The 25,006-nt window shown below is 64.6% G+C and carries 27 protein-coding genes and 1 tRNA gene; 15 read left to right on the plus strand and 13 right to left on the minus strand.

Annotated features, from left to right (window positions below; translation table 11 throughout):
* Nucleotides 1-12 precede the first annotated feature (12 nt).
* Nucleotides 13-786, minus strand: a complete 774-nt coding sequence (locus Q2T94_RS19815; protein ID WP_302266287.1) for an ABC transporter permease — start codon at nt 784-786, stop codon at nt 13-15.
* On the minus strand, nt 776-1,732 hold the full coding sequence (locus tag Q2T94_RS19820; protein ID WP_302266288.1) for an ABC transporter ATP-binding protein: 957 nt from the start codon (nt 1,730-1,732) through the stop codon (nt 776-778). The genes Q2T94_RS19815 and Q2T94_RS19820 overlap by 11 nt, the downstream gene beginning before the upstream one ends.
* Before the next feature lie 150 nt (nt 1,733-1,882).
* Between Q2T94_RS19820 and Q2T94_RS19825 the strand changes: the two genes are divergently transcribed.
* The 5 genes from Q2T94_RS19825 to Q2T94_RS19845 all read left to right on the plus strand — a co-directional run bounded on the left by Q2T94_RS19825 (nt 1,883) and on the right by Q2T94_RS19845 (nt 6,600).
* Nucleotides 1,883-2,671, plus strand: coding sequence for a helix-turn-helix transcriptional regulator (locus Q2T94_RS19825; RefSeq protein ID WP_372342872.1), 789 nt, complete (start codon nt 1,883-1,885; stop codon nt 2,669-2,671).
* Nucleotides 2,668-4,128 carry a Fe-S cluster assembly protein SufB gene (sufB, locus tag Q2T94_RS19830; RefSeq protein ID WP_264269122.1) on the plus strand — a complete coding sequence of 487 codons (1,461 nt, stop codon included), beginning with the start codon at nt 2,668-2,670 and terminating at the stop codon, nt 4,126-4,128. The genes Q2T94_RS19825 and sufB overlap by 4 nt, the downstream gene beginning before the upstream one ends.
* A gap of 2 nt (nt 4,129-4,130) precedes the next feature.
* On the plus strand, nt 4,131-5,417 hold the full coding sequence (sufD, locus tag Q2T94_RS19835) for a Fe-S cluster assembly protein SufD (RefSeq protein WP_264269121.1): 1,287 nt from the start codon (nt 4,131-4,133) through the stop codon (nt 5,415-5,417).
* A gap of 77 nt (nt 5,418-5,494) precedes the next feature.
* Nucleotides 5,495-6,253 (plus strand): Fe-S cluster assembly ATPase SufC, encoded by a 759-nt coding sequence (sufC, locus tag Q2T94_RS19840; protein WP_264269120.1) that lies wholly within the window; start codon nt 5,495-5,497, stop codon nt 6,251-6,253.
* Between the two features lie 2 nt (nt 6,254-6,255).
* Nucleotides 6,256-6,600 (plus strand): metal-sulfur cluster assembly factor, encoded by a 345-nt coding sequence (locus Q2T94_RS19845; protein WP_264269119.1) that lies wholly within the window; start codon nt 6,256-6,258, stop codon nt 6,598-6,600.
* 74 nt (nt 6,601-6,674) lie between these two features.
* Here the strand turns inward: Q2T94_RS19845 and ypfJ are convergent, their stop codons facing one another.
* A complete protein-coding gene (gene ypfJ, locus Q2T94_RS19850; protein WP_302266289.1) occupies nt 6,675-7,589 on the minus strand; it encodes a KPN_02809 family neutral zinc metallopeptidase in 915 nt (304 codons plus the stop codon).
* 93 nt (nt 7,590-7,682) lie between these two features.
* Nucleotides 7,683-8,339 (minus strand): TetR/AcrR family transcriptional regulator, encoded by a 657-nt coding sequence (locus Q2T94_RS19855; RefSeq protein WP_302266290.1) that lies wholly within the window; start codon nt 8,337-8,339, stop codon nt 7,683-7,685.
* Nucleotides 8,340-8,394: 55 nt separating this feature from the next.
* Here Q2T94_RS19855 and Q2T94_RS19860 point away from each other — a divergent pair, with 55 nt between their 5' ends.
* Nucleotides 8,395-8,847 carry a nuclear transport factor 2 family protein gene (locus Q2T94_RS19860; RefSeq protein ID WP_302266291.1) on the plus strand — a complete coding sequence of 151 codons (453 nt, stop codon included), beginning with the start codon at nt 8,395-8,397 and terminating at the stop codon, nt 8,845-8,847.
* The gene (locus Q2T94_RS19865) at nt 8,844-9,737 is read left to right on the plus strand and encodes an SDR family oxidoreductase (protein ID WP_302266292.1); all 894 of its coding nucleotides are present in this window, start codon (nt 8,844-8,846) and stop codon (nt 9,735-9,737) included. Before Q2T94_RS19860 ends, Q2T94_RS19865 begins: the two co-directional genes overlap by 4 nt.
* Nucleotides 9,738-9,762: 25 nt before the next feature.
* Here the strand turns inward: Q2T94_RS19865 and Q2T94_RS19870 are convergent, their stop codons facing one another.
* The 3 genes from Q2T94_RS19870 to Q2T94_RS19880 all read right to left on the minus strand — a co-directional run bounded on the left by Q2T94_RS19870 (nt 9,763) and on the right by Q2T94_RS19880 (nt 11,772).
* Complete coding sequence (locus tag Q2T94_RS19870) at nt 9,763-10,389, minus strand: CbiQ family ECF transporter T component (RefSeq protein ID WP_264269114.1); 627 nt, start codon at nt 10,387-10,389, stop codon at nt 9,763-9,765.
* Nucleotides 10,386-11,099, minus strand: coding sequence for an energy-coupling factor ABC transporter ATP-binding protein (locus Q2T94_RS19875; protein ID WP_302266293.1), 714 nt, complete (start codon nt 11,097-11,099; stop codon nt 10,386-10,388). The genes Q2T94_RS19870 and Q2T94_RS19875 overlap by 4 nt, the downstream gene beginning before the upstream one ends.
* A 61-nt stretch (nt 11,100-11,160) precedes the next feature.
* Entirely contained in the window at nt 11,161-11,772 is a 612-nt protein-coding gene (locus tag Q2T94_RS19880) for a biotin transporter BioY (RefSeq protein WP_264269112.1), read from the minus strand.
* 290 nt (nt 11,773-12,062) lie between these two features.
* Between Q2T94_RS19880 and soxR the strand changes: the two genes are divergently transcribed.
* The 3 genes from soxR (at nt 12,063) to Q2T94_RS19895 (ending at nt 13,832) form a co-directional block, all read left to right on the plus strand.
* Complete coding sequence (gene soxR, locus Q2T94_RS19885) at nt 12,063-12,542, plus strand: redox-sensitive transcriptional activator SoxR (RefSeq protein WP_264269111.1); 480 nt, start codon at nt 12,063-12,065, stop codon at nt 12,540-12,542.
* An 83-nt stretch (nt 12,543-12,625) separates the two neighbouring features.
* Nucleotides 12,626-13,144 (plus strand): flavin reductase family protein, encoded by a 519-nt coding sequence (locus Q2T94_RS19890; RefSeq protein ID WP_302266294.1) that lies wholly within the window; start codon nt 12,626-12,628, stop codon nt 13,142-13,144.
* A 58-nt stretch (nt 13,145-13,202) separates the two neighbouring features.
* The gene (locus Q2T94_RS19895) at nt 13,203-13,832 is read left to right on the plus strand and encodes a superoxide dismutase (RefSeq protein ID WP_264269137.1); all 630 of its coding nucleotides are present in this window, start codon (nt 13,203-13,205) and stop codon (nt 13,830-13,832) included.
* Between the two features lie 102 nt (nt 13,833-13,934).
* Here Q2T94_RS19895 and Q2T94_RS19900 read toward each other — a convergent pair whose 3' ends face one another.
* Together Q2T94_RS19900 and Q2T94_RS19905 are read right to left on the minus strand one after the other, a co-directional pair.
* Nucleotides 13,935-15,383: a DUF5129 domain-containing protein gene (locus tag Q2T94_RS19900; RefSeq protein ID WP_302266295.1), complete on the minus strand. Its 1,449-nt coding sequence runs from the start codon at nt 15,381-15,383 to the stop codon at nt 13,935-13,937.
* Nucleotides 15,384-15,474: 91 nt separating this feature from the next.
* Nucleotides 15,475-16,251 (minus strand): LysE family translocator, encoded by a 777-nt coding sequence (locus tag Q2T94_RS19905; protein ID WP_302266296.1) that lies wholly within the window; start codon nt 16,249-16,251, stop codon nt 15,475-15,477.
* 185 nt (nt 16,252-16,436) lie between these two features.
* Between Q2T94_RS19905 and Q2T94_RS19910 the strand changes: the two genes are divergently transcribed.
* Nucleotides 16,437-16,883 carry an Lrp/AsnC family transcriptional regulator gene (locus Q2T94_RS19910; protein ID WP_264269106.1) on the plus strand — a complete coding sequence of 149 codons (447 nt, stop codon included), beginning with the start codon at nt 16,437-16,439 and terminating at the stop codon, nt 16,881-16,883.
* Between the two features lie 595 nt (nt 16,884-17,478).
* Here the strand turns inward: Q2T94_RS19910 and Q2T94_RS19915 are convergent.
* A tRNA-Arg gene (locus Q2T94_RS19915) sits at nt 17,479-17,551 on the minus strand.
* Between the two features lie 219 nt (nt 17,552-17,770).
* Between Q2T94_RS19915 and Q2T94_RS19920 the strand changes: the two genes are divergently transcribed.
* On the plus strand, nt 17,771-18,991 hold the full coding sequence (locus Q2T94_RS19920) for an MFS transporter (protein ID WP_264269105.1): 1,221 nt from the start codon (nt 17,771-17,773) through the stop codon (nt 18,989-18,991).
* Here the strand turns inward: Q2T94_RS19920 and Q2T94_RS19925 are convergent.
* Nucleotides 18,988-19,779, minus strand: a complete 792-nt coding sequence (locus Q2T94_RS19925; RefSeq protein WP_302266298.1) for an aldo/keto reductase — start codon at nt 19,777-19,779, stop codon at nt 18,988-18,990. The two genes, Q2T94_RS19920 and Q2T94_RS19925, sit on opposite strands and share 4 nt — an antisense overlap.
* A 441-nt stretch (nt 19,780-20,220) precedes the next feature.
* Here Q2T94_RS19925 and Q2T94_RS19930 point away from each other — a divergent pair, with 441 nt between their 5' ends.
* On the plus strand, nt 20,221-20,715 hold the full coding sequence (locus tag Q2T94_RS19930; protein ID WP_264269103.1) for a single-stranded DNA-binding protein: 495 nt from the start codon (nt 20,221-20,223) through the stop codon (nt 20,713-20,715).
* A gap of 149 nt (nt 20,716-20,864) precedes the next feature.
* On the plus strand, nt 20,865-22,547 hold the full coding sequence (gene ettA / locus Q2T94_RS19935; RefSeq protein ID WP_264269102.1) for an energy-dependent translational throttle protein EttA: 1,683 nt from the start codon (nt 20,865-20,867) through the stop codon (nt 22,545-22,547).
* A gap of 114 nt (nt 22,548-22,661) precedes the next feature.
* Here the strand turns inward: ettA and Q2T94_RS19940 are convergent, their stop codons facing one another.
* Nucleotides 22,662-23,546, minus strand: a complete 885-nt coding sequence (locus Q2T94_RS19940) for an acyl-CoA thioesterase (protein WP_302266300.1) — start codon at nt 23,544-23,546, stop codon at nt 22,662-22,664.
* A gap of 163 nt (nt 23,547-23,709) precedes the next feature.
* On the opposite strand from Q2T94_RS19940, the gene Q2T94_RS19945 reads away from it, so the two are divergent.
* On the plus strand, nt 23,710-24,369 hold the full coding sequence (locus tag Q2T94_RS19945) for a DUF8185 domain-containing protein (RefSeq protein WP_302266301.1): 660 nt from the start codon (nt 23,710-23,712) through the stop codon (nt 24,367-24,369).
* On the opposite strand, the gene Q2T94_RS19950 is transcribed toward Q2T94_RS19945, so the two are convergent.
* Nucleotides 24,366-24,947: a globin gene (locus tag Q2T94_RS19950; RefSeq protein ID WP_310287826.1), complete on the minus strand. Its 582-nt coding sequence runs from the start codon at nt 24,945-24,947 to the stop codon at nt 24,366-24,368. The two genes, Q2T94_RS19945 and Q2T94_RS19950, sit on opposite strands and share 4 nt — an antisense overlap.
* Nucleotides 24,948-25,006 lie beyond the last annotated feature (59 nt).

A 25,006-nucleotide genomic window follows, 5' to 3' on the forward strand; every position in this document is an offset into this window, starting at 1 on the left:
TGCTCCAGGATTCTAGTTCCACTTGAACCAGCGTGTTGCGGCGAAACCGGCAATGATTGTCCATGCCAGCAGGATGAGGATTCCGGCGACCGAGGTGGTTCCGGCGATCAGGGCCGCCCGCAGGGAATCACCCAGGGCGGCGGAGGGCAGTAGGTCGACGATCGGCTGCAGGTATGCAGGTGCCCGGTTGCTGGGGAACAGGATCCCCCCGACCGCGGCCAGCAATACCCAGGCAAGGTTGGTGATGGCCAGGGTGGCCTCGGGGCGCACGGTGCCGGCGACCAGCAGCCCGAGGGCGGTAAACGCCGCGGCGCCCAGCACCAGCAGGGCAATGGCCCAGCCGATGCCAGCCGGCGCCGGCCGCCACCCCAGCAGCAGGGCGGTGCCGCCGATGACGACGACCTGGAGGAACAGGACCACCAGGACCGCTATGACCTTGCCGTAAATCAGACCGGCGCGGCCCAGCGGAGTCGTTGAAAGGAAGCGCAGCACCCCGTAGCGGCGGTCGAAACCGGTGGCGATGCCCTGCCCGGTGAACGCGGTGGACACCACGCACAGGGCCAGAACCCCGGGGGCTGCGGCGTCGATGGGCTTGGCGGCGACGTCCTTGAGCAGGTCGGTGAAGACCAGGCCGAAGAGCGCCATGAGCGGCAAGACCACGGCAACGACGAGTTGTTCCCCGTTGCTGATCATGCCCATGGTCTCGTAGCGCCCCTGGAGCAGGATGCGCTTGAGGGTTCCCTGGGCGTTGGCGGCCGCCGGCGCGGCCTGCATGCTAGTTGGCATTGTTTCCCTTGTCGGCAATCTCCAGGAACACGTCTTCAAGAGTTCGCGGTTGCATTGTCAGTGCGTGGGGCAGGACGCCCTCGCGGGACCACCACGTCGTCAGTTCCGCCAGGTCCCCGGGGGAGCGCACGCCGTCGAGGCGGTAGTGCCCGGGGGAGGCCTCGGTGAGGGTGAGGTGCGGCGGCAGCGGAGGCGGGACCATGGCTGCCGCGGCGGTGAAGTCAACGGCCTGGGTCGCGGTCTCCTGGTCGGCATGGGCGGTGAGTTCCGCGACAGTTCCCTGGGCCACGTTGCGTCCCTCGTGAATGATGTAGACGTAGTCGGAAAGCTTCTGCGCGTCTTCCATGAGATGGGTGGTCAGCACGATGCATTTGCCTGCCTCGCGCAGCTCGCCGATCAGGTCGAAGACCACGTGGCGCGATTGCGGGTCCAGCCCGGCGCTCGGCTCGTCGAGGAAGACAACTTCCGGATCCCCGGCCAGGGCGGCGGCCAGGGCCACCCGCTGCTTCTGGCCGCCAGAGAGCCGGCGGATGGAGGTTGTGGCAAACTCGTTGATGCCCAGGCGCTCGATGAGGGCGTCAAGGTCCGCCGGGTGGCGGTAGAACGAGGCGACGTGGCGCAGCAGCGGGATCGGGCGCAGCGACGGCGGCAGCCCGCCGTCCTGCAGCATGACGCCCACGCGCGAACGCAATGCCGGGCTGGCGCCGTAGGGATCCTCGCCCAACAACCGGACTGTGCCCCCGTTGGGGCGCAGCAGGCCCTGCGCACAGCCAAGGGTGGTGGACTTCCCGGCTCCGTTGGAACCCAGCAGCGTGGTGACGGTTCCGGGGTCGGCCTTGAGGCTGATGCCGTACAAGACGCGCATCATGCGGCCATCCAGGGCGGGGACGGGACCGAAATCTTTGAGCAAGTCCTCGATGACGAGACTTGGAGACACATTGGACACCCAGTTATTCTAGGCCAGGTAGAACTGAGGCGGAGCCGGATGTGGCCCCGGTCTCCACGGCGCACGGTCCCGGCGCCGCCGCGTTACGCCGGTGGCGAGGTAAGCAATGCCTTACTAGACGGGCTGGCTGGATTAGCGCATGCTTGTGTTGTGTATTCATCGAATCAGACAGTGCCGGTCGGCGACGCCCCGGCACACAACATTCCCGCGACAGGGGAAGCCGAAGAACGCACCCGCGACCGAGTCCTGTATTCCGTGTTGGAAGACGGCCCGGTCAGCGCCGCCGAACTGGGCGAGCGCCTGGGCTTTACCCCTGCAGCCGTCCGTCGCCACCTCGATGCGCTCTCCAAGCAGGGGCTCGTCGAGGTCAAGCTCGTGGCCAACCAGCGCACCGGCGCCGGTCGGCCTTCACGCCGCTATGTGCTGTCACACCGCGGCCAAACCAAAATGGGCAACGACTACCTGGATATCGCCACCGATGCACTGGCCGAACTTGGCCGGGCCGCCGGACCGGCAGCCGTCGAGGCCTTTGCCGCCCGTCGCTTTGCGAGCATGGAACGGCGCTACCGTCCCGTGGTCGCCGAGATCGAGGGCCTCGAGGAACGCGCCGAGGCGCTGAGCGAGGCCTTGAGTGCGGATGGCTTCGTTGCCTCCACCCGCAAGGTCGGCGCAGATTCGCCGACCGCCACCATGCTCAGCGTCCAGCTGTGCCAGGGGCACTGCCCCATCCAAGATTTGGCTCGGGAATTCCCCGTCTTTTGCGAGATGGAAACCCAGGCCTTTTCCCGTCTGCTGGGTGTCGATGTGCGAAGGCTCTCGACACTTGCCAGCGGCGGGCATGTGTGTACGACCCACGTTCCCGTGGGCCGGAACCAAACTCCTCAGCGCGCTGAGAAGAGAACTCGAATCAAGATTACGAAGCAGGAGAGGCCGCGATGACGGATCAGATTGCACAGGAGTCCCCCGACGCCGGCGTAATTTCCGAGATCCTGGAGAAGAACCCCGAACTCCAAGGAATCGGCAATTACGAGTACGGATGGAGCGACAAGAACGACGCGGGCGCCAATGCGCGCCGCGGCATCAGCGAGGATGTTGTCCGCAACATTTCGGAGCTCAAGTCCGAGCCCCAGTGGATGCTGGACATGCGCCTCAAGGGCCTGAAGTACTTCGATCGCAAGCCCATGCCCACTTGGGGCGCAGACCTCTCGGGCATCGACTTCGACAACATCAAGTACTTCGTGCGTTCCACCGAGAAGCAGGCCACCAGCTGGGAGGATCTGCCCGAGGACATCAAGAACACGTACGACAAGCTCGGCATCCCCGAGGCTGAAAAGCAGCGCCTGGTTTCCGGTGTCGCCGCCCAGTACGAGTCCGAGGTTGTTTACCACCAGCTCCGCGAGGACCTGGAAAAGCAGGGTGTCATCTTCCTTGACACCGATACCGCGCTGCGCGAGCACGAGGACATCTTCAAGGAATACTTTGGCACGATCATCCCGGTGGGCGACAACAAGTTCGCCTCGCTGAACACCGCGACCTGGTCCGGCGGATCCTTCGTCTACGTCCCCAAGGGCGTCCACGTGGAAATCCCGCTGCAGGCATACTTCCGCATCAACACGGAAAACATGGGCCAGTTCGAGCGCACCTTGATCATCGCCGACGAGGATTCCTACGTCCACTACATCGAGGGCTGCACCGCCCCGATCTACACCTCGGACTCGCTGCACTCGGCAGTTGTGGAAATCATCGTGAAGAAGGGCGCCCGCGTCCGCTACACCACGATCCAGAACTGGTCGAACAACGTGTACAACCTGGTGACCAAGCGCGCCGTCTGTGAAGAGGGCGCAACCATGGAGTGGGTCGATGGCAACATCGGTTCCAAGGTCACCATGAAGTACCCGGCCGTCTACCTGGTTGGCGAGCACGCCCGGGGCGAGACCCTGTCGATCGCCTTCGCCGGCGAGGGCCAGCACCAGGACACCGGTTCCAAGATGGTCCACATCGCACCGAACACCTCCTCCAAGATCGTGTCCAAGTCGGTGGCCCGCAACGGCGGCCGCGCCGCCTACCGCGGCCTGGTCCAGGTCCGCGAGGGTGCCAAGGGCGCTCGCAACTCGGTCGAGTGCGACGCGCTGCTGGTCGACCAGATCTCGCGTTCGGATACCTACCCGTACATCGACGTCCGCGAGGACGACGTGACCATGGGCCACGAGGCCACCGTTTCGCGCGTGTCCGAGGAGCAGCTCTTCTACCTGATGAGCCGCGGCATGACCGAAGAGGAAGCCATGGGCATGATCGTGCGCGGCTTCGTCGAGCCGATCGCCCGCGAGCTCCCGATGGAGTACGCCATGGAACTGAACCGCCTCATTGAACTGCAGATGGAAGGATCCGTCGGTTAATCATGACTGATACCGCAACTCACTCAACGGGCGAAAAGGCCCGTATCGGTGCACCCAGCATTTCCGGTTTCACCGAAGAGGGCGAGAACCTCTCGCCGTTGAACGAAGCAGAAGTAGCAGCCTCGCCGTTGGGCGGCGACGCAGCCAAGGCACACAGCCACGGCGGCGGGGCAGGAATCCCTGATTCCTCCCGCGCCGGTCGCAAGACCAGCTACAACGTCGAGGACTTCCCGGCGCTGACCGGACGTGAAGAGGACTTCCGCTTCACCCCGCTCAAGCGCATGGGCGGCCTGCACAAGAACGCGTTGGCCGGGGTTGCCCCCGAGCTGACCGTGGCCGGTGCCAACGTCTCCACCCTGGAAACCGTTGCGATGACCGATGCACGCGTCGGTTCCGCCGGCATCCCGGAGGACCGCATCTCGGCCAACGCCTGGAAGCATGCGGCCGAGGCCAAGGTGCTGACCATTCCCGCGAACTCCAGCGGCGAACAGGTCACGCTGACCTACACGGGCACCTCCACCGAAGCGGCCGCCAGCCACCTTGTGGTCGTCGCCGAGGCCAACTCCGAGTCCGTCGTGGTCATCGACCACGTCGGGTCCGCAGTGCTGGCGCAGAACATCGAAATCGATGTCCGCGAAGGCGCCAAGCTGACCGTGATCTCGCTGCAGGCCTGGGCCGACGACGCGATCCACGCTTCCTCGCACTTGGCGAAGGTCCGCAAGGACGGCCACCTGAAGCACATCGCCGTAACCTACGGCGGCGACTTGGTGCGTCTGACCCCCTCGGCGCACTTTGATGGCCAGGGCGGCGAGGTGGAGCTCTTTGGACTGTACTTCGCGGATGCCGGACAGCACCTGGAACACCGCTTGTTCGTGGACCACGCCACCGAGAACTGCAAGTCCAACGTGTTGTACAAGGGTGCCCTGCAGGGCAAGGACGCACACACCGTGTGGGTCGGCGACGTCTTGATCCGCAAGGAAGCCAAGGGGACCAACTCCTACGAGGCCAACCGCAACCTGGTGCTCACCGAGGGCGCACGCGCCGACTCGGTGCCGAACCTGGAGATCGAGACCGGTTTGATCGACGGAGCCGGACACGCCTCCACGACCGGACGTTTCGACGACGAGCACCTCTTCTACCTGATGAGCCGCGGCATCGACGAGAAGACCGCACGCCGCCTGGTGGTGCGCGGCTTCCTGAACGAGATCGTGCAGCAGATCCGGGTACCGGAGATCGAGGAACGCCTGGCCGAGACGATCGAGCGCGAGCTCGCCGCCACGGACAGCTAGTCCAGGCTTTTCCCCCCACCAACACCAAAACTTCGTCGATCCACATCGACTTCACGGAAAGAGAACGGACTCAAGGCATGTCTACTCTGGAAATCAAGGACCTGCACGTCTCCATCGAGACCGAGCAGGGCAACAAGGAAATCCTCAAGGGTGTTTCCCTCACCATCAAGACCGGCGAAACCCACGCCATCATGGGCCCCAACGGCTCGGGCAAGTCCACCCTGGCCTCGACCATCGCCGGACACCCGCGCTACACCGTCACCTCCGGCTCGATCACCCTCGACGGTGCCGACGTCCTGGAGATGGGCGTTGACGAGCGCGCACGCGCCGGCCTGTTCCTGGCCATGCAGTACCCGGTCGAGGTTCCGGGCGTCTCGATGACGAACTTCCTGCGCACCGCCAAGACCGCCATCGACGGGGAAGCCCCGAAGCTGCGGACCTGGACCAAGGACGTCAAGAGTGCCATGGAAAAGCTGAAGATCGATGCCGAGTTCGCCTCGCGCAACGTCAACGAAGGCTTCTCCGGCGGCGAGAAGAAGCGCGTGGAGATCCTCCAGCTGGAGCTCTTCAAGCCGAAGTTCGCCATCCTGGACGAGACCGACTCCGGCTTGGACGTCGACGCGCTGAAGGTCGTCTCCGAAGGTGTCAACCGCGCCCAGGAAGAGAACGAGATGGGCACCCTGCTCATCACGCACTACACCCGCATCCTGCGCTACATCAAGCCCGACTTCGTGCACGTCTTCGTTGACGGCAAGATCGCCGAGCAGGGTGGCGCCGAGCTGGCCGACCGCCTCGAGGACGAGGGCTACGACCGCTTCCTGAACGTTCCGGCCTAGTCATGAGCGTATCGAACGAAACGACCAGCGGGTCGGCAGAAACCGAACTCGAGGACGTCGAAGAAGCGCTCAAGGATGTCATCGACCCGGAGCTCGGCGTCAACATCGTTGACCTGGGCCTGCTCTATGGGCTGAAGTACGCCGAAGACGGCGCACTGCTCATCGACATGACCCTGACCACCGCCGCCTGCCCTTTGACCGATGTCATCGAAGAGCAGGTCAGCCAGGCACTGGAGTCGGTTGTCGATTCCTACCGGCTGAACTGGGTCTGGATGCCGCCGTGGGGTCCGGAGCGGATCACCGATGACGGCCGCGACCAGATGCGGGCCCTGGGCTTCAACATCTAGTCCTGCGGACAAGACAAAAGCGAGGTGCGTTTCCCCTTCAGGGGGGATCGCACCTCGCTTTTCGTCTTTTGGATTCAGCCGCCGGGCTTGTCCAGGTTCCGCGCCGAGAGCGTGTCACACTGGTTGATGTCCCCGGTCGCATATCCCTGCAGGAACCAGGACTGGCGCTGCGCCGAGGAACCGTGGGTCCAGCCCTCGGGATTCACCCGCCCGGTGGCTGCCTCCTGGATCCTGTCATCGCCCACGGCCGAGGCCGCCGACAGTGCCGAGCGCAGGTCTGCCTCGGTGAACGGCTTCATGAAGGTGTTGCCCTCGGCGTCCTTGGTGTTCGCCGCATGCGCGGCCCACATGCCGGCAAAGCAGTCGGCCTGCAGTTCCACGCGCACCGAGCCGGAGGTCGCACCCTTGGCCCCCTGCTGGGAGGCTGCGAGGGTGCCGATGGTGTTTTGGATGTGGTGCCCATACTCGTGGGCCACCACGTATTCCTCGGCCAGCGCCCCGCCATCCGAACCGTAGTTGGTGCTCAAGTCGGCAAAGAACCCGGTGTCGAAGTATGCGACCTGGTCAGCGGGGCAATAGAACGGGCCCACCGCGCTGGTCGCGGTCCCGCATTCCGTGCTCACCTGCCCGTCGAAGACCTCGACCCCGGGCTGCCGCACCTGCACGTCGTACTGCGGCAGGTAGCTGAGCCAGAAGCTGTCAAGCGATTGCGTGGTTGCCAGGATCCGGCAGTCGGTGCGCGCATTGGCGTCGGCCCCGGTCTGGCATTCGGTGATGCCCGCCGGCCCGTTCTCGTTGGCTCCCTGCTCGATGCCGGGATCCCCGCCGAGTCCCAGCTGCGTGAGCATGTCGGGGTTGACACCCAGCAAGGCGGCAAGCAGCACCACGATGATGCCGCCACCGCCGGCGGCGATCTTGCCGCCGCGGCCCCGGCCGCGCGAGTCCCTGATGCGTCCGGAATCGAGTTGTGCGTCGTCATTGAAACTCATGGTTCATACAATACGTGCGCGTAGCCGATTTGGGAGGTTTATCGGGCGATCGCCCCGCTGTTGCCCCGGGACCCTACGCAGGAACCGGGCGGGTCAGGGGCGCGGAGGTGCCCGGTGCACGAGAGCGCCTGCCATGGATTCGGCCACGTAGCGTGCGAATCGCTCGGCGCTCCAGCCGCGCTGCAGCACCAGCAGCTCATAAAGCTCGGGCGAGCTGTGCAGCCACATGACATCGACGGCCTCGTCGAAGCTGACGTCCTCGCGAAGGTACCCGCGCTCCTGCAGGAAACGTGCGTTGTGTTGCATCCTCTCCAGGCGCTCGGCGCTGGATTGTTCCTGGAGTTCGGCCATGTTCGCGTCGCTTGCCGCAGCCGAGCGCACCAGCAGCAGGATGGGAGTCAGCGTGGCCGCAACCTCCGCCGTGAGGCGTCCCCACGTGAGCATCAGCGACTGGGCGTCGGCGGCGTGCTGCCGCAGCGCATCCGAGCGGTCGAATGCGGCTTCGGGACCGCTGCCGCGAAGCCCGCGATCGTAGATGGCCCTGACCAGCCCGGGTTTTCCGCCGAACGACTTGTAGATGGTCTCGACCGAGACCTGGGCGTCGGCGGCGATCAGGGCGACCGTTGTCGCCGGGTATCCCTGGGCCAGGAGCCGTTCCCGGGCTGCCTCGAGAATCGCTTCCCGCGTTTTCTCTGCGGCCGCGCGCCGGCTCCGGGAATCGTATCCGCGGCGGCTATTGACTGTGGGCATCATTGGTTCCATACTTCGTATTGGATACACCGTACTGTATCAAATAGGAGTTGTCATGGTCGACCCTTCAAGCCCGGGCCTTGAGGCTTTGCTGATCCGTCTGGTGGACGCCGTCAACGCCCACGACCTGGACTCCCTCGTCGCCTGTTTCGCCCCCGGCTATCGAAACGAAACGCCCGCCCATCCCGCGCGCGGCTTCACCGGCACCGGGCAAGTCCGGCGCAACTGGAGTCGGATGTTCGCCGGCATCCCGGACCTCCGGGCACAGCTGCTCGGCTCGACCATCGACGGCCAGAGGGCCTGGACCGAGTGGGAAATGCGCGGCACCAGGGTTGACGGCGCACGGCAACTCTTGCGCGGCGTCATGATCTTCACCGCCGGTGACGGGCTCCTGACCGGGGTGCGCCTCTACCTGGAACCGGTTGATGAAACCGGCGGCGATGTCGACGCCGCCATCGCACGAACAGCAGGTGCCGCAGGCCCGGCACCGGAAGAGGACTTGCCATGATTCTCGTCATCGGAGCCACCGGCCAACTCGGCGGATTCATCGCGCGGCGGCTACTGCTCCGCGGCGATGCCGTGCGGGCGTTGGTGCGGGACCCGGCCTCCGCTGCTGCCCGCGACCTGGCCGACGCCGGCGCCCACCTTGTTCTTGGGGACCTGACTGACGCCGCTTCCCTGCGGACCGCCTGTGAATCGGTGCGGGGAATCATCACCACCGCGAACTCGATGTCCCGCGGCGATCCGGACACCATTGAATCGGTTGATCGACGCGGCAATGCCAACCTCGTCGATGCGGCCGTCGAGCAGGGAGTGCGGCGCTTTGTCTTCATCTCCGCGCTCGGGGCCGACGCGCACCACCCGATGCCGCTGCTGCAGGCCAAAGGCGAAACCGAGCAGCGCCTGCGGGAGAGCGGCATGGAGTGGACGGTGCTGCAGCCGGACTTCTACATGGACATGCTGCCGATGGCCGTCGTCGGCGCACCGGCGCTGGCCGGAGGTGCCGTCACGCTGGTCGGCGAGGGTCGGCGCAGGCATTCGATGGTGGCGATCTCCGACGTCGCGGACTATGCGCTCGCGGCCTTCGACAGCGACGACGCCGTCGGCCAGGCCCTGCAGATCGGCGGTCCCGAACCGGTGGCATGGCGCGATGTGCTGGCAGCGTTCGAACGGCACCTGGGACGGGAGATTCCGGTGAGCTTCGTTGCCCCCGGGCAGCCAATCGACGGGATGCCCGGGATGCTCTGCGGACTGTTGGCCGCGCTGGAAACCTACGACTCCCCGCTGGACACCGGCCGGTTGGCCAAGCGCTTCGGGGTGGTGCCGACGTCGCTGGATGACTTTGTGCACGCCGTGGTGGCGGCGGCCCGCGGCGGCGCGCAGATGCGCACGGCCTGAATCCGCGGTCAGGGAGAGGGAAACGTTAGTTGCGTTCCATGATGCCGCGGGCGGCCAGCGCGTCCGCGGTGCGCTGGGCATAGGCCACGGTGTTGATGACCACCGGTGCTGCCAGCGTCGCGGGGTTGCGCCCGATTCCGCGGGCCTTGGCTGCGTCCGCGAGGTCCTGCACCGAACTTGCTATCGCCGGGATGCTGCGCAGCATCAGGGCCACTGCCAGCGCGATGGTGGCGGGGTTCCCGCCGATCAGGCGGACCGGCGCGGCGGCGCGTTCCAACCCGTCGAGCAGCGCGGCCTGGGTGGTGGTCAACAGGACCAGGCGCCCGCACTGGATGACAGCGAGCATCCCGCTGACCAGCGTCAGGGCGAAGAGCGGCGTGTTGAGGATCGACTGGTAGATGCCCAGGATCGCGAAGATCCACCACAGCTGGCGCAGCGGAGCGGCCCACGCGCGCAGCACCCGTGGACCGGCCAGGGCGAAGAGCCCCACACCCAACAACAGGGTGCCGAGCCCGACGGCGGGAATCCGCCAGAGGAGCACCGCGGCACCCACCGCCAGGACCACCAGGTACTTGGCCAGCAGCGGTGCCCGGTGCACCGGGCTGGCACCGGGCAGGTAGTGGCCGAGCAGCATCTGGTGCGAGGCGCTCACGCGGCCGGGCTTCCATGGCGGACCAGCCGGCGGTAGGTGTCCACGGCCTCGGGCGCCGGGCCGTCAAAGACGATCTTGCCGCCGGCCACCAGCAGCGCCCGGTCGGCGGCCGCGGCGAAGTCCAGGTCGTGGGTCGCGTAGATGACCTGCTGGTCCAGTGCACCCAGCGTTTTTTGGAGCAGTTCGTTGTTGGCCAGATCCAGCAGCGTGGTCGGTTCGTCCGCCACGAGGATGTCCTGGCCCGCGGCCAGCACGCTGCACAGGGCCACCAGCTGGCGCTCGCCCCCGGAGATGTCGTAGATGCTGCGGTGGGCCAGGTGTTCCAGGCCGAGCGCTGCCAGCGCGCGCAATGCGGAGGCGCTCCGCTTGGCCCGGTCCTTGTGCAAGGCCTTGAGGGAGAGCTCGACGTCCTCGGTGACGATGGGCATGACCAGCTGCGAGAGCGGATCGGTGAACAGGAAGCCCACGCGCCTGCGCACGGACTTGGACTGGCGGACCGTGTCGAAGCCGTGGACCTCCACTGCCCCGGTCGAAGGGGTCACCAACCCGTTGAGCATGCGCAGCAGCGTTGACTTGCCTGACCCATTTGCGCCGATCACGGCGATGCGCCGTTCGTTGAGTTCGAGGGTGCACGGGGCCAGGACGGTGCGCGGGGCCTGCGCCGGGTCGTCGGCGGGCACTGACAGGCCGGCATTGTTGAATCGGATCACGCTTAACGGTATTCCCTGCTGGTGGTGTGGATCGAATTGCGCTGCTGGCGCAGCCGGCACTCTATGCGTTGAAGCGGCGGCGGGCGAAGGACGGGAAGGCCTTGAAGACGCTGACCGCGATGGCAGCGGCCAGCAGGTTCTTCACGACGTCTCCGGGCCAGTAGGCCATGTCCAGGATGAAGGCCTGGCCCAGCGGGATCTGCGCGTTCAAGCTCATGCCCAGGATGCCCAGCGGGTGGATCACCAGGATCGAGCCGCACATGGCCGAGAGGAACAGCCAGACGAAGCGCCGGCGGGTGACCCTGCGCAGCACCAGCGTGGCGAGCGCGCCGGTGACCAGGGCGGCAAGGGGGAAGGCGAGCAGGTATCCGGCGCTGGGTGCGGCGAGCGAACCCAAGCCGCCGGAGAACTTGGCAAAGATCGGCACTCCGGCCAGCCCCACCAGCAGGTACAGGCCCACGGCCGAGCCGCCGCGCAGCGAGCCGAGGATCAATGCGGTGAGTGCCACGCCCATGGTCTGCAAGGTGATCGGCACGCCAAGGGCTCCCACCGGGACGGCCGGAACCAGGGTGAGCACGGCGATGAGCGCGGCAAAGACCGAGACCAGGGCGAGATCGCGGGCGCCGATCCGGGCAGGGGTGTGCGCGTCGATGCGCGGGCTGGAGGTCGTCATGGTTGGGTGTTCCTGTCGATTCGAGATGGTGGCGCTGCGGTGCGTGGATTCGCGTCGCGGTTGCGTTACGAATGACAATACTTGAACACTGTTCAAAAGTCTTGGTCGCCGGTCACAAAAGTGTTGGCCACCACCCGACGCCTGGCCAAAAACCGTCGCCGCGGCATCGGGCTCGAGCGTACCGTTTGGCCCGATTCATCAACCATGCATCGCTTCAACGCCTGAAGCCTTCGACTGCCGCGCCTCAGCCGATGTGGTCGCGAACGGTGGACGGCAGGCAGAATGGTGGCATGGATACGGGTGATGGAACGTCGCAGGATCTGTCCGTGGGGCAGCTGGCTGACAGGTCAGGCGTTGCAGTCTCGGCGCTGCACTACTACGAGCGCGAAGGGCTGATTTCTTCCTGGCGAACCACGGGTAACCAGCGGCGGTTCGACCGAAGCGTGCTGCGCCGCGTGGCAGTGATTCGTGCCGCCCAGCGCGCCGGCATCCCGCTTCGGTCAATCGCCGAACTCTTCGCCGGGCTGCCCGCTGACGGAACGCCACGCAAGGAGGACTGGCAAGCTGTTTCCGCGGCCTGGAGGGACGACTTGCAGGAGCGGATCCACCAGTTGCAGTCGTTGCGGGACGGGTTGGGTGGCTGCATCGGCTGTGGTTGCCTGTCGCTGGCCGAATGCGGATTCGTCAACCCCAATGACCGATTGGCCGACGGTCTTGGAGGCGCGACGTTGTTCCGGGAGGACACGGAATTTGACCTCAACCAAGGTTGAGGTTCTAGCGTGGGGGAGTAGTTGGACCAAGCCCGCCGCACCCGTGCGGGCGCCCCGCATGACGAGAGGAACCTGGACCCGCCGTGCAAACCCACATTCCAGCCGCCACGATCGCGGATCAATTTCGCCTCGCCTTTGGAAACCATCCGGCGGGCGTTGCCGTGGTGACGGCCACCGGCCACTGCGGACCTGTTGGAATCACTGCCTCATCCTTGATCTCCGTTTCGGCCGAACCGGCCTACCTGGCGTTCAACATTGCGCAGCGATCGGGCTCCGCCGAAGTGATCCTGGACGCCGAGCACATCGTGGTCCACTTCTTGACGGAGCCCAATGCCGATGTGGCAACCTTGTTCGCCACACCCGGCGAGGAGCGCTTCTCGAAACTGGCAGGGTGGGAACAGCTGCCCACCGGGGAACCCCTGGTCCACGGGGTGGGTGTCGCGATGCGCTGCACCATCGAATCGCGGGTTGCCGCCGGACCGGCCACGGTCGTCGTCGCTTCGGTGCTCGAGGTCATCCCCGGCCAATCCACCGCTGCCCCGCTGGTGTACCACCGGCGCGGCTACCACAGCATCGGTGAGCACACCAGGCTCATCGCTTGACCGTCCCCGGGAAAACCCGGGTCCGGTTTTTCACCGAAACATGAGTTGAGGAGTCATTTTGGCTATTTATACCTTGCCTGAGCTGCAGTACGATTACGCGGCCTTGGAGCCGAACATTTCGGCGCGGATCATGGAGCTGCACCACTCGAAGCACCATGCTGCCTATGTGGCCGGTGCGAACACGGCGTTGGAGCAGCTGGCCGAGGCGCGGGAGAAGGGCGAGTTCGGGAACGTTCCGAAGTTGTCCAAGGACCTGGCGTTCCACTTGGGTGGTCACACGAACCACTCGATCTTCTGGAACAACCTTTCCCCGGAGGGCGGGGACAAGCCCGAGGGCGAGTTGGCTGCGGCGATTGACGACGCGTTTGGTTCCTTTGACGCTTTCCGTGCGCACTTCACGGCCGCGGCGATGAGCCTGCAGGGTTCGGGTTGGGCGTTGCTGGGCTTTGAGGGCCTGGGTGGCCAGTTGGTCATCGAGCAGTTGTATGACCAGCAGGGCAACGTGCCGGTGGCGACGACTCCGTTGTTGATGTTGGACATGTGGGAGCACGCGTTCTACCTGGATTACGTGAATGTGAAGGCCGATTACGTGAAGGCTTTCTGGAACATCGTGAACTGGGCCGATGTTTCGGCCCGCTTCGAGGCGGCGCGTGCCGGTGCCCCGAAGCTTGTCGTCCCCGGCAAGTAACTCACCGTCCCGGCCTTTGCGGGCCAAGCAAGCGGGCTGCCGATCGGAAACATTCCGGCCGGCAGCCCGCTTGTTATCTGAGGGCCCTCGAGGGGCCAAAGACTAGAAACGCGACGAGGAACCCGACCCGGAGAAACTGCCGCCGCTGGATCCGTAGCCGGTGCTTCCGCCTGAGGACGAACTTGCGCTGCGGGATTCCTGGACGCTGGACTGGCCGGAGCGGAAACCCGAGGTGAATCCGACGACCGACCAGAACCTGTTGGACGGGTACACGGTTCCAAGGATGCTGTGGCTCGAGGATCTCCTGGTGTCGGGTGCCTTCGGAGTTCGCATCGCCTCGCGCATGAGCTTGGCTTCCTTGGTGGTTTTCGCGTACTTGGCGATCACGGCCTCGGAGTGATCCTTGAGCAGCCCGGTCAGCTCCTGTCGGGCAGCGGCGATCTTGTCCAGGGCGTCCTCCGGGTCCAGGTTGCCCGCTTGGAGCCCCGCCGCCCACTTTTCCGGCTCGGCCGCTGTCATGGACTTGAATCGGCGCAATGCCATCGCCGACGGGGCCTCCGGGGCGGCATCCTTGTGGCTGAGCAGTTCATCGATTTCGGCAAGGTCCTCCCGAAGCGGTGCGAGCTGCCGCTCCCAGGCTCCCGCCCAGCCCGAGCCCATGTTCAAGAGCATGTTGGTATCGGCGATCACGTCATCCATCCGGTCCAGCTCCGAGGCGTTCGCCGCGTACTTTTCCAGGAACAGCGCCGTCTGCTTGCGAACGTGTAATTTTGTCTCCAGGCCATTGGCCTTGTTGCTTTGTTCGGCGAGCTGGTTGTAGGCGGAGGAAAAGCCGCGGTATTTCTCCAGCACCAGACTTCCGTACCGGGAGTCGCTGCCGATGGTCTTGGCGTTCAGTTCGGTGACTTCGAGGTCCATGCTCACATTCGCGTAACTCGCATTGCCCGCGCCCAGTGCCTTTGCGGAACGTTTCCGGTAGGTCCTGCGCACGTACAGGGTGCTGCCGGTGCTGATGCCGCCAACGACGAGTATGACGCCGCTCCAGGCATACAGCCTTGGTGATTCGTACCATGGCCGGTTCATCGTTTGAGCGGCACGCTCGATCCCGGCCACCGTTCCCTCGGTCCACTGGGCCTCGCTGAACAAGTCCTTGGTGGCTGCCTGGATGTCGTCGCGCTGGCCGGGGGAGACCTTGCGATCTTCGCCGAAGTAGGTTCCCACCTGCCTACCCATCGGATCGAGGGCGAAAAGGAACAGCGAGTCGGCCCATTTTTGCTTATCCGGGCTGAGCCATTCGGGGTGGTTCTCGCGCGCGAAGCGCAGCACTTCCTCGTTGAGGTTGTCGCTGAATTCACCGTTGCGGGTGTAAATGGCGACCTTGGTCGGTTCGTTGAAATCGATCTCTTCGATGGCCGGGAACAGCGTGTCCAAATCCAGCGTCCCGGCGGTGTCCTCGACAACGATGTCGGTCGCCGCGGCGGCTTGGGCAGCGGGTGCGCCGCCGATCAGCAGCATGGCACCCAGGGCCAGGACGGTCAGAAGCTTTCGCATGCGTTTTGCCGTTCGTCGATTGCGGTCGTCCCTATGAACCCTAACCGGGTTACGCAAATCGTTCGACTTCGAGGTTGTGCGTCGAATGGGGTCAGCCCCCGAGCAGTACCACCAGCATCTGGATCGAGCCCCACAAAGTGGGAACTTGCTCGATGAGCAGCACCAGACCCAGCGCGATCATGACCAGTCCGCTGGCCAAGGTGATAAATCGTGCCGCGATGGGGCGCTGGCGCAATAACGCCCTCGCACCCAGGGCGACGCCCGTGTAGATGAACAGCGAGAGCACCATATGGCTGGTGCCCAGGATGGCGGTTTGCGCCGGGACCGGCAATGCGGCATCCGCGTGGATGAACTGTGGGATCAGCGCCAGGTAGAGCAGCAGCGCCTTGGGGTTGGTGCCGCTGGTTCCCAGTCCACGGAAGAAGGCAGGCCCGAAGAAGCGTTGCCCGCTCGTGGTCGTGCTTGCCGCGGAGACCTTTACCTGCAAGAGCGTGCCTGCTCCGCTGTGCGTACCCGCTGGCTCCGACGGATCGAGGTCCGCGCCGAGTGGCTCCCGAGCGGGGCTTTCTTCGGCGGTGAAGCCGGCCTTTCGCCAAGAGCGGCAGGTGCTGATGCCTAGCCAGAGAAGGTAGGCGGCGCCGATGAGCGTGAGCCAGGAAAGCAGCTGTGGCAGACCGGCGATCAGGGCTGCCATTCCGCCAACAATGAGCAGTGTGTGAAAGACGTATCCGCTGCACAGGCCGGCAACCGCGGACGAGACCCGGTGGCGACCGAGACCCGCGGAAATGGCGTACGCCCAGTCGGCACCTGGCGTCATGGCCAGGGCGAAGGACACTGCGATAAAGCCGTAGATGACTTGAAGGTCCATGACCGGATCTCTTTCCTGCTGGGAATCTACCGGCAAGCTTAGGAAGAAAACGGCGAAATGTGCTTGCCAGTTCTCGCGCAATTCATCACGAATGAACAAGAAATCTCCTGCTATGTTTGGTTGAGAGCAAGAATATAGCGCGACCATCACGGTTGATCGAGAAAACAAGCGAATGGAGCTGTCACATGGACGGAATCGACCGGGCAATCCTGCGCCGCCTGCAGGACGACGGGCGCATGACCGCCACTGCCTTGGCGGAGGAGGTGGGTCTCACCTTGGCTCCCTGCCACCGGAGGTTGCGAGAATTGGAAAACAGTGGCGTCATCCGCGGCTATCGGGCCGACGTGGATCCCGCGAAGGTGAACCTCGCGTTCGAGGCGCTGGTTTTTGTCACGCTGAAGGACCGGCTGACCATGAAGGACTTCGAATACGAGGTCGGCAAGATCGGCCAAATCATCGACGCCCAGCGGCTCTTTGGGGAACCGGACTTCTTGTTGCGGGTCATGGCCGTAGACTTGCCGGCGTACCAACGCTTTTATGATGATGTACTGGTGACATTGCCTGGCGTGGAAAAGCTCACGAGCACCATTGTCATGAAGAACCTCAAATCCGGCGGGCGGCTCCCGATCTAGGCGACGAAGCTGCCTCTTGCGGAATTCAACCGGCTGCGTGAAGCTGGGGTTGCCGCGGCAACCGCCCGCGTGGGAGCCAACAAGCGATTGAGGACAAGACGATGAAAATCCGCGAGCTCGTTCAGGTCGACGTTGGCCAGGTCGCGGGGTCGCATTGGCTGGCGACCTGCGGTTCCGACGCAGCAGCTCCAAGGGCCGGGGGTCGACGATGACAACTGTTCAGGTTGTGTTGCGCGGCGGTCCATTCGACGGTCGCCAGCTGACTTTCTCGAATTGGCCGGACCCGTTGACGGTGGAATCCTTGCCCGAGGACCTGCACGCGGAGCCAGGGTCCGCGCCCGGTATGTTGCCATAACTGCGGACGAACCGGTGACCGGGCCGCGGGTGATGATATGGGACGGCGCCCACCGGGTCGGGGGAATCCACCATGCCTGAGAAGCCGGCCAAGTAAGCGTCGGGGAGATTCGGCCGAGGGCCCGTAAGACCGGTCAACGTCCAGTTGGCCCAAACGGAATCCCGCAGATCGAATCAATTCTCCTGGAACGAAGAACGGTCTTGGCTCGGTAAGTACCTAGTCAAGACCGCCTCGTATGTGTGCCCCCGGCGCGATTCGAACGCGCGACCGACAGATTAGAAGGCTGTTGCTCTATCCACTGAGCTACGGAGGCGGGCACAAGAATCATAGCCCAAACACGGGCCGGGCCGATATTTCACCGATGGCGATACTGCGTTTTGAACGAGCGTGGGGCCGTGAAAAACAATTACTCCGGACGTATGATGAAATAGCAGTCAACCTCTGCGGGCGATAAAAGACCGACACCGTCCGAAGCCACAGTTTCAAAGCCGAAAGAATGCCATTGCCGCGCCAATCCGAAGCAACCGTCGAAGTGGACCCAACGCCAAGCCACACCGCCTGGCGCAACTCCATCTTTGGCATCTTCTTTTTGTGCGGTTTCGCGTTTGCGACGTGGGTTGCCCGGCTTCCGGCGGTCCGGATGGAGCTCGATCTTTCAACCTCTGACGTTGGTATCCTGCTGTTTGCCCTGGCCATTGGATCCATCGGCGGGTTGGCCTTCGCTCCAGGTATCCTGGCACGACTGGGTATCCGCCGCGGCATCATGCTGGGCCTGCTCATTCTGGGCGCGGCGCTGGCAGTCCTGGGAACAGTGACCGAAATGCTCGGCAGTACCGTGGGCGCCATGACGATCCTCGTCCTCTACGGCTTCGTTTTTAGCACCACCGACGTGATGATGAACGTCGACGGAGCGGCGGTCGAACGTTCCCAGGGCAAGACACTCTTGCCGCTGATGCACGCGTTCTTCAGTTTCGGAACCATCATCGGAGCGGTCTTGGGCGCCGGTGCGGCAGGCATAGGGATCAACGTAATGTGGAACTTCACCATCGTCGGCGTTCTGATCATGGGTCTGGGCCTCTACTTCGTCCGCAACGTGTCGGGGCTTGAACCGCCAGCAGCCCGCGGCGGCGAAGTTGCTGTCCGCGCCGCGACGTGGTGGCAGCGCTTCACCGGCATCTTCCGTGATGGACACCTGATGCTGATCGGGCTCATGGTCGCCGGGCTGGCCTTTGCCGAAGGCACGGCCAACGACTGGCTCACCATTGCCTCCGTCGACGACCACGGATTTAGCGAGGCCTCCGGGGCGCTGGTCTTCGGCGCGTTCGTCGCCGCCATGACCGCAGGACGCATTTTCGGCGGACCGCTGATCGACCGGATCGGCCACAAAAGGGTTCTGGTGTTCATGGGCCTGCTTGGGCTGGCCGGCATCGTGCTGTTCATCCTGGCCCCGGCCCCCTGGGCCGTTTTCACCGGCGCAGTCCTGTGGGGCTTGGGTGGATCCCTCGGTTTCCCTGTTGGCATGAGCGTGGCCGCGGCCCACCCAACCGATGGGCCGCGTCGCGTGGGCATTGTGGCAGTCTTCGGCTACTCTTCCATGCTTGTGGGGCCGCCGGTGCTGGGCTTCCTCGGCGAACACTACGGGGTGCTCAATGCCTTCATCCTCGTGGCGGGAATCCTGTTCGTGACGTTGCTGATCACGCCAAAGGCCACTGCGGTCCCGGGGCTGACCCCGAGGCCGCAGCGAGTGGACTAGTGCCCGAAACTCATTGGATCGGCCGGCTCATCGGCGGTGCCGTCCAACGCGTCAATGGCCTTGATCTCCTCGGGGGAGAGGTTGAACGTAAAGACATCGAGGTTTTCGGCCAGTCGCTCGGGGCTTGAGGTCTTGGGAATGGGCACGACGCCGCGCTCGATTTGCCAGCGCAACACGGCCTGCGCCGGAGTGACACGGTGATCCTCGGCCGCAGCGAGCACCGGTGCAGAGCTGAGAAGGTCGTGCTTTCCACGGCCAAGCGGAGCCCAGCCTTCGGTGAGTATCCCGTGTTTGGCGTGGAAGGCCAGCCGTTCGTCGTTGAGCCAAAACGGCGAGTGCTGTACCTGGTTGACGTCCGGAACCACGCCGGTGGCGTCCATCAGTTCCTGTAGCTGCCCGACCGTGAAGTTCGACGTGCCGATGGCCCGGACCCTGCCGCGCTTCAGCAGCTTGACCAAGCCCTCCCAGGCCTGGACGTAATTTCCCTCCTGCGGATTGGGCCAGTGGATCAGGAACAAGTCAAGGTATTCCATGCCCAGCCGCTTGCAGCTGTTCTCCCAGGCGTCCTGCACGCCCTGGACCGAATGCCACTGCACATTGAACTTGGAAGTGATGAACAATTCCTCACGGGGAACCGACGTCGAGCCGATGCCCTCGCCGATTCCTTCCTCGTTGCCGTAGTTTTCCGCGGTGTCAATGAGCCGGTATCCGGCATCCAACGCGTGGGCTACTGCTGCTCCGGCCTGGATGTCATCCAGCGGCCACGTGCCCAAGCCGATGGATGGCATGAAGGCGCCATTATTGAGTTCACGTAACGGGACCGATGCATAGTTGTCTGGCATTTGGCCATGCTATGGCACCAGCTGGAATACCGATAGGGGCAGGACACGCTAACGGCCTAGTGAGTCAATGACTCTAGACGGCGCGGGGTCTGCTCCGGGGAGGTGAAGGCCGGTCTTCCGCGACCTGTGCGATTCAACGAAGCCGCCTCGGGGCATAGTGCGAAAGCGATGCGGTCGCCGGTGGCCCATCGCTATGCCACTGTCCATCGGGTTGCGAGGTCACCCGCTCAGTTCCCCACACAAACATCGAAGGCGGGAAACCATTTCAATCCCTCCAGCTACTTGTCCACAGCACCGACCCCTCGCTGCCTGGCGGTGCGATAGCGACACCAAGCTTGGGTGACGGGGCAAGAAGTACTTGCCCAGAGCCGAACATTGGAGTGCACCATGACGGACCACATTACGTTGCGCGGTGTGGTGGGAACCGAACCCCGCCCGAGCGGGGGGAGCAGCGGCACGCTCATTGCAAAGTTTCGCCTGGTCAGCAACGAGCGGAGGCAGGACCCCGAGACGGGGCAATGGAACGACGTGCACAGCAATTGGTACACCGTCTCCTGCTTTCGTGCCATGGCCACCAACATGCTTGCCAGCATTCACATGGGCGACCATGTGGTGGTCTACGGCAAGATGCAGGTCCGCGAATACGACCGTCAGGACGGAACGCGTGGATTCAGCGTGGACATCGACGCCATGGCGCTTGGCCACGACCTGCGGTTCGGGGTCAGCCGCTTTGAAAGAGTCAGGCGCGCAGGGGGAGACGACAACACCGAGCAGCACCTCCGTCACGGCAAGGCGGAGAGGGAGCCCGAGGAGTCGAACAGCGAGTTCCCGGTGACCGGCTGGCCGGACTCGGGGCAGGGCGCGGACACGGAGGCTGCCTAGCGTCCCCGGGCACAAAAGTCGACGAACGTGTGGGCGGCCACGGCGCATTGGCGCCGTGGCCGCCGGATGTGGGCAGGAACATGCCCCCTCGGCTTAAACCGGGCGCGATAATTGGGAGTAAGACTCTCCGAGGCACTAGCCTTGATGGCATGGCGGAATTCATTTACACGATGACCAAGGCTCGCAAGGCCGTTGGCGACAAAGTCATCCTCGACGATGTCAGCATGTCCTTCTACCCAGGCGCAAAAATTGGCGTGGTTGGACCGAACGGTGCTGGCAAGTCGACGATCCTTAAGATCATGGCAGGGCTGGATATACCTTCCAACGGCGAGGCACGCCTCAGCCCGGGATACAGCGTAGGAATCCTGTTGCAGGAACCGCCGCTGAATGAGGAAAAGACGGTCCTGGGCAACGTCCAGGAAGGCGTTGGGGAGATCTACGAAAAGATCACCCGGTACAACGAGATCTCTGAGGAGATGGCCCAGGACGGTGCCGACTTCGACGCGTTGCTCGAAGAAATGGGCCACCTGCAAGAAGCCATTGACAGTGCCGATGCCTGGGATATTGACTCCCAGCTCGAGCAGGCCATGGATGCCTTGCAGTGCCCGCCGGGAGACTCCGAGGTGTCCCACCTTTCCGGTGGTGAACGACGCCGCGTGGCGCTGTGCAAGCTGTTGCTGCAGAAGCCAGACCTGTTGCTCCTCGATGAGCCCACCAACCACCTTGACGCCGAGTCCGTGTTGTGGCTCGAGCAGCATTTGTCCGCGTACCACGGTGCCGTTCTGGCCGTGACCCACGACCGGTACTTCCTGGACCACGTGGCCCAGTGGATCTGTGAAGTCGACCGCGGTCGCCTGCACGCCTACGAAGGTAACTACTCGGCCTACCTGGAAAAGAAGCGCGAGCGCCTCGAGGTCCAGGGCAAGAAGGACCAGAAGCTTGCCAAACGACTGAGCGAGGAACTCGAATGGGTTCGCTCCAATGCCAAGGGCCGCCAGACCAAGTCGAAGGCCCGTCTGGCTAGGTACGAGGAAATGGCTTCGGAAGCCGAACGCACTCGAAAGCTCGACTTCGAGGAGATTCAGATCCCGGCGGGCCCACGATTGGGCTCGGTTGTCATCGAGGCCAATAACCTGAAGAAGGGCTTCGACGACCGTGTGTTGATCGACAACCTTACTTTCTCGTTGCCGCGCAACGGCATCGTGGGTGTCATCGGCCCCAACGGCGTGGGCAAGTCCACCCTGTTCAAGACCATCGTGGGCATGGAACCGATCGACTCCGGTGAACTCAAGGTCGGCGACACCGTCAAGATCTCCTACGTTGACCAGAACCGTGGCGGCATCGACCCGGAAAAGTCGCTGTGGGAAGTTGTTTCCGAGGGAAACGACTACATTCAGGTCGGCCAGGTCGAGGTTCCCTCGCGTGCCTACGTTTCGGCCTTCGGCTTCAAGGGTCCGGATCAGCAGAAGAAGGCAGGTGTGCTCTCCGGTGGTGAGCGCAACCGCCTGAACCTCGCACTGACCCTCAAGCAGGGCGGCAACCTGTTGCTCCTTGACGAACCGACCAACGACCTCGACGTCGAAACCCTCGGCTCGCTGGAAAACGCGTTGCTCGAATTCCCGGGTTGCGCAGTGGTCGTGTCACACGACCGTTGGTTCCTGGACCGTGTGGCCACCCACATTCTGTCCTACGAGGGCACCGACGAGAACCCGTCCAACTGGTACTGGTTCGAGGGCAACTTCGAGTCTTACGAGGCAAACAAGGTCGAACGCCTGGGTCCGGAAGCTGCCAAGCCGCACCGCGTCACGCACCGTCGACTGACCCGCGACTAGCAGTCGCCAAGGCTTCGGCCCGGGGCATCCCGGGACCCAGCCCGCAAAGAGGGGCAGGCGGTGCGGATGAAAATTCATCCGCACCGCCTGCCCCTTCTTGGTGTAGCCGCGGCGCTAGCCTTCCTCCGGAATGCGCACCATGCCCTCTTGGGCGACGGTGGCCACCAGCTGACCCTCGCGGTTGAAGATCCTGCCCGTGGCCAGTCCGCGGGCACCGGAGGCGCTGGGGGATTCCTGCACATAGAGCAGCCACTGATCCACGCGGAACGGGCGGTGCCACCACATGGCGTGGTCCAGGCTCGCCACCGACATGCCCGGGGCGATCCAGGTCAGCCCGTGGCGGCGCAGCACCGGTTCCAGCAGCGTGTAGTCGCTGGCATAGGCGAGCGCGGCGCGGTGCATGGCATCGTCGTCGGGCATCGGGGCCGTCGTCTTCATCCAGACGGCGTTAACCGCCCGTCGGTCCCGCGGTCCCTTGAAGTACAGCGGTTCGCTGATGTATCGGATGTCGAAGGGCCGGTTGAACGCGTACTCCTGCGCGACCGGATGGTCGAGGTCTCCGATGAGCTCGGCGGTGGTGGGCAGCGAATCGGGATCCGGGATGCCTTCGGGCATGGTGTCCTGGTGGTCGAGCCCCTCCGAGGGGGCCTGGAAGGATGCGATCATCGACAGGATCGGCACGCCGTTTTGGTACGCGTGCACCCGGCGGGCGGAGAACGACCTGCCGTCACGCAGCCGCTGCACCCCGAAGGTGATGGGCAGGGCTGCGTCCCCGGCGCGCAGGAAGTAACCGTGCATGGAATGGATCGGGCGGTCCCCGGCGATGGTCTTGGACGCGGCCATGACCGATTGCCCCAGCACCTGGCCGCCAAAGACCCGGTTGCGCGCCTGTGGCGGGGTGTGGCCCACGAAGATGTCCTCGTCGGTGCGGGCCTCGGGGTCCCCGCTGAGCTCCAGCAGCTCAATCAGCTTCTGCGTCGTGGTGTCGTTGGTGCTCACGTGTCTGCTCCTAGGGGCCAGGAATATTGATCTGCTAAGACACTATCGCCCCCGCGGCGGGTTCGCCGTAACCTTCGGCGGGTGGCCGCTGCCGTGTTCCGGCATGCGTCGGCGCGGGCAACGGCATTGAGTCCAGCGGTGCGGGACATGAAAGTATGAAGGCATGGCAAGTGAAACCGTTGTACTCGAGGACCAGGAAACCGTCGCGGACCTGGCTACGTTTTTCTCCCGCGCACGCTCGATCGAGGACGGAGCGGTGCTGATCCAGGCCGCCGGCAGCGCGTTGGCGCTGTACGTCCCGGTGCTCTATCCCGAGTTCCTGGGTGACTCGGTACCCACCGTGCTGGGGATGCGCGCGGTGCGCCTGGGACGCCCGGCCGAAGCCGGCGGGGTCTTTGCCATCTCCGCGTTGACCGACCGGTTGGCCCGCATGGGCGAAACCTCGCTGGAGCTGTCGATTCCCCCCGCGGAGGTCCAGGCATCGTGGGCGGGCCAGCAGGTTCCACGCGGCGGCTGGGAACAGCGCGAGACGCTCGAGGACGATGCGCTGCTGGCCGAGGCGATGCGGGGGATCGGCGTGGTGGCCCAGGCCCTGCCGGAGAATGCCGGCAAGCCGGTGCTCAAGACCGTGCGCGCCCGCATCTGGTCCTCACCCGTTGAAGGTGTCCAGACGCCGATGCCGCTGGGCATGGCCTTCGGCGCGCATGCGCTGGGGTTCCTGCGTGCGGGGGCCACCTCCACGCTCTTTGCCTCCGGGCAGTGGCTGCGCCTGAGCAGCGGCGGCGGGCACGTGGTGGCACGCCAGGGCGGCGTCCTGGGCTAGGTGGACTGGGCGCCGGCCGGGCACCCCGGCGCCTCGTCAGGCGCGTTCATCAGCGAATGCGCAGCACGGTCGAAGTAGTCCCAGAGCGTGTCCGCCTGCAACGGCGGCAGCTGAAGGGAATCCACGGCGATGCGCATGTGGTGCAGCCAGACGTCGCGGTTGTGCGAATTGATGGTGTACGGCACGTGCCGCATGCGCAGGCGCGGGTGGCCACGGCGCTCGGAATAGGTCGTGGGGCCGCCCCAGTACTGCTCCAGGAACAATTGCAGGCGCATGGTCGCCGGGCGCAGGTCGGTCTCCGGGTACATGGCACGGAATTCCGCGTCCTCGCCGACCGATTCATAGAACTTCTCCGCCAGCTTGCGGAACGTCTCCCGGCCGCCGACCTGGGCGTAGAAGGTGCCCTCGTACTGGCTTGGGTCGTGGTCGTCGTTTGGCGTCAGGCGGCCCTCGGGCAGGCTGGCACTGAGCGAGGCGCCCACCGGGCGCAATTGCGCCACGGGCTTGCCGAGGCTCTGGCCGGCCGGCAGCAGGACCGGCTTGGGGGTGGAATCTTGTTCCGGGTGGTTCGCGTTCACGGCGGTGGTGTCCTTTCAGTTCCCGGCTGAGGCCCGGGACCCTTCAACGCCCATTATCC

The sequence above is a fragment of the Paeniglutamicibacter sulfureus genome, assembly GCF_030512175.1.
Lineage (GTDB): Bacteria > Actinomycetota > Actinomycetes > Actinomycetales > Micrococcaceae > Paeniglutamicibacter > Paeniglutamicibacter sulfureus.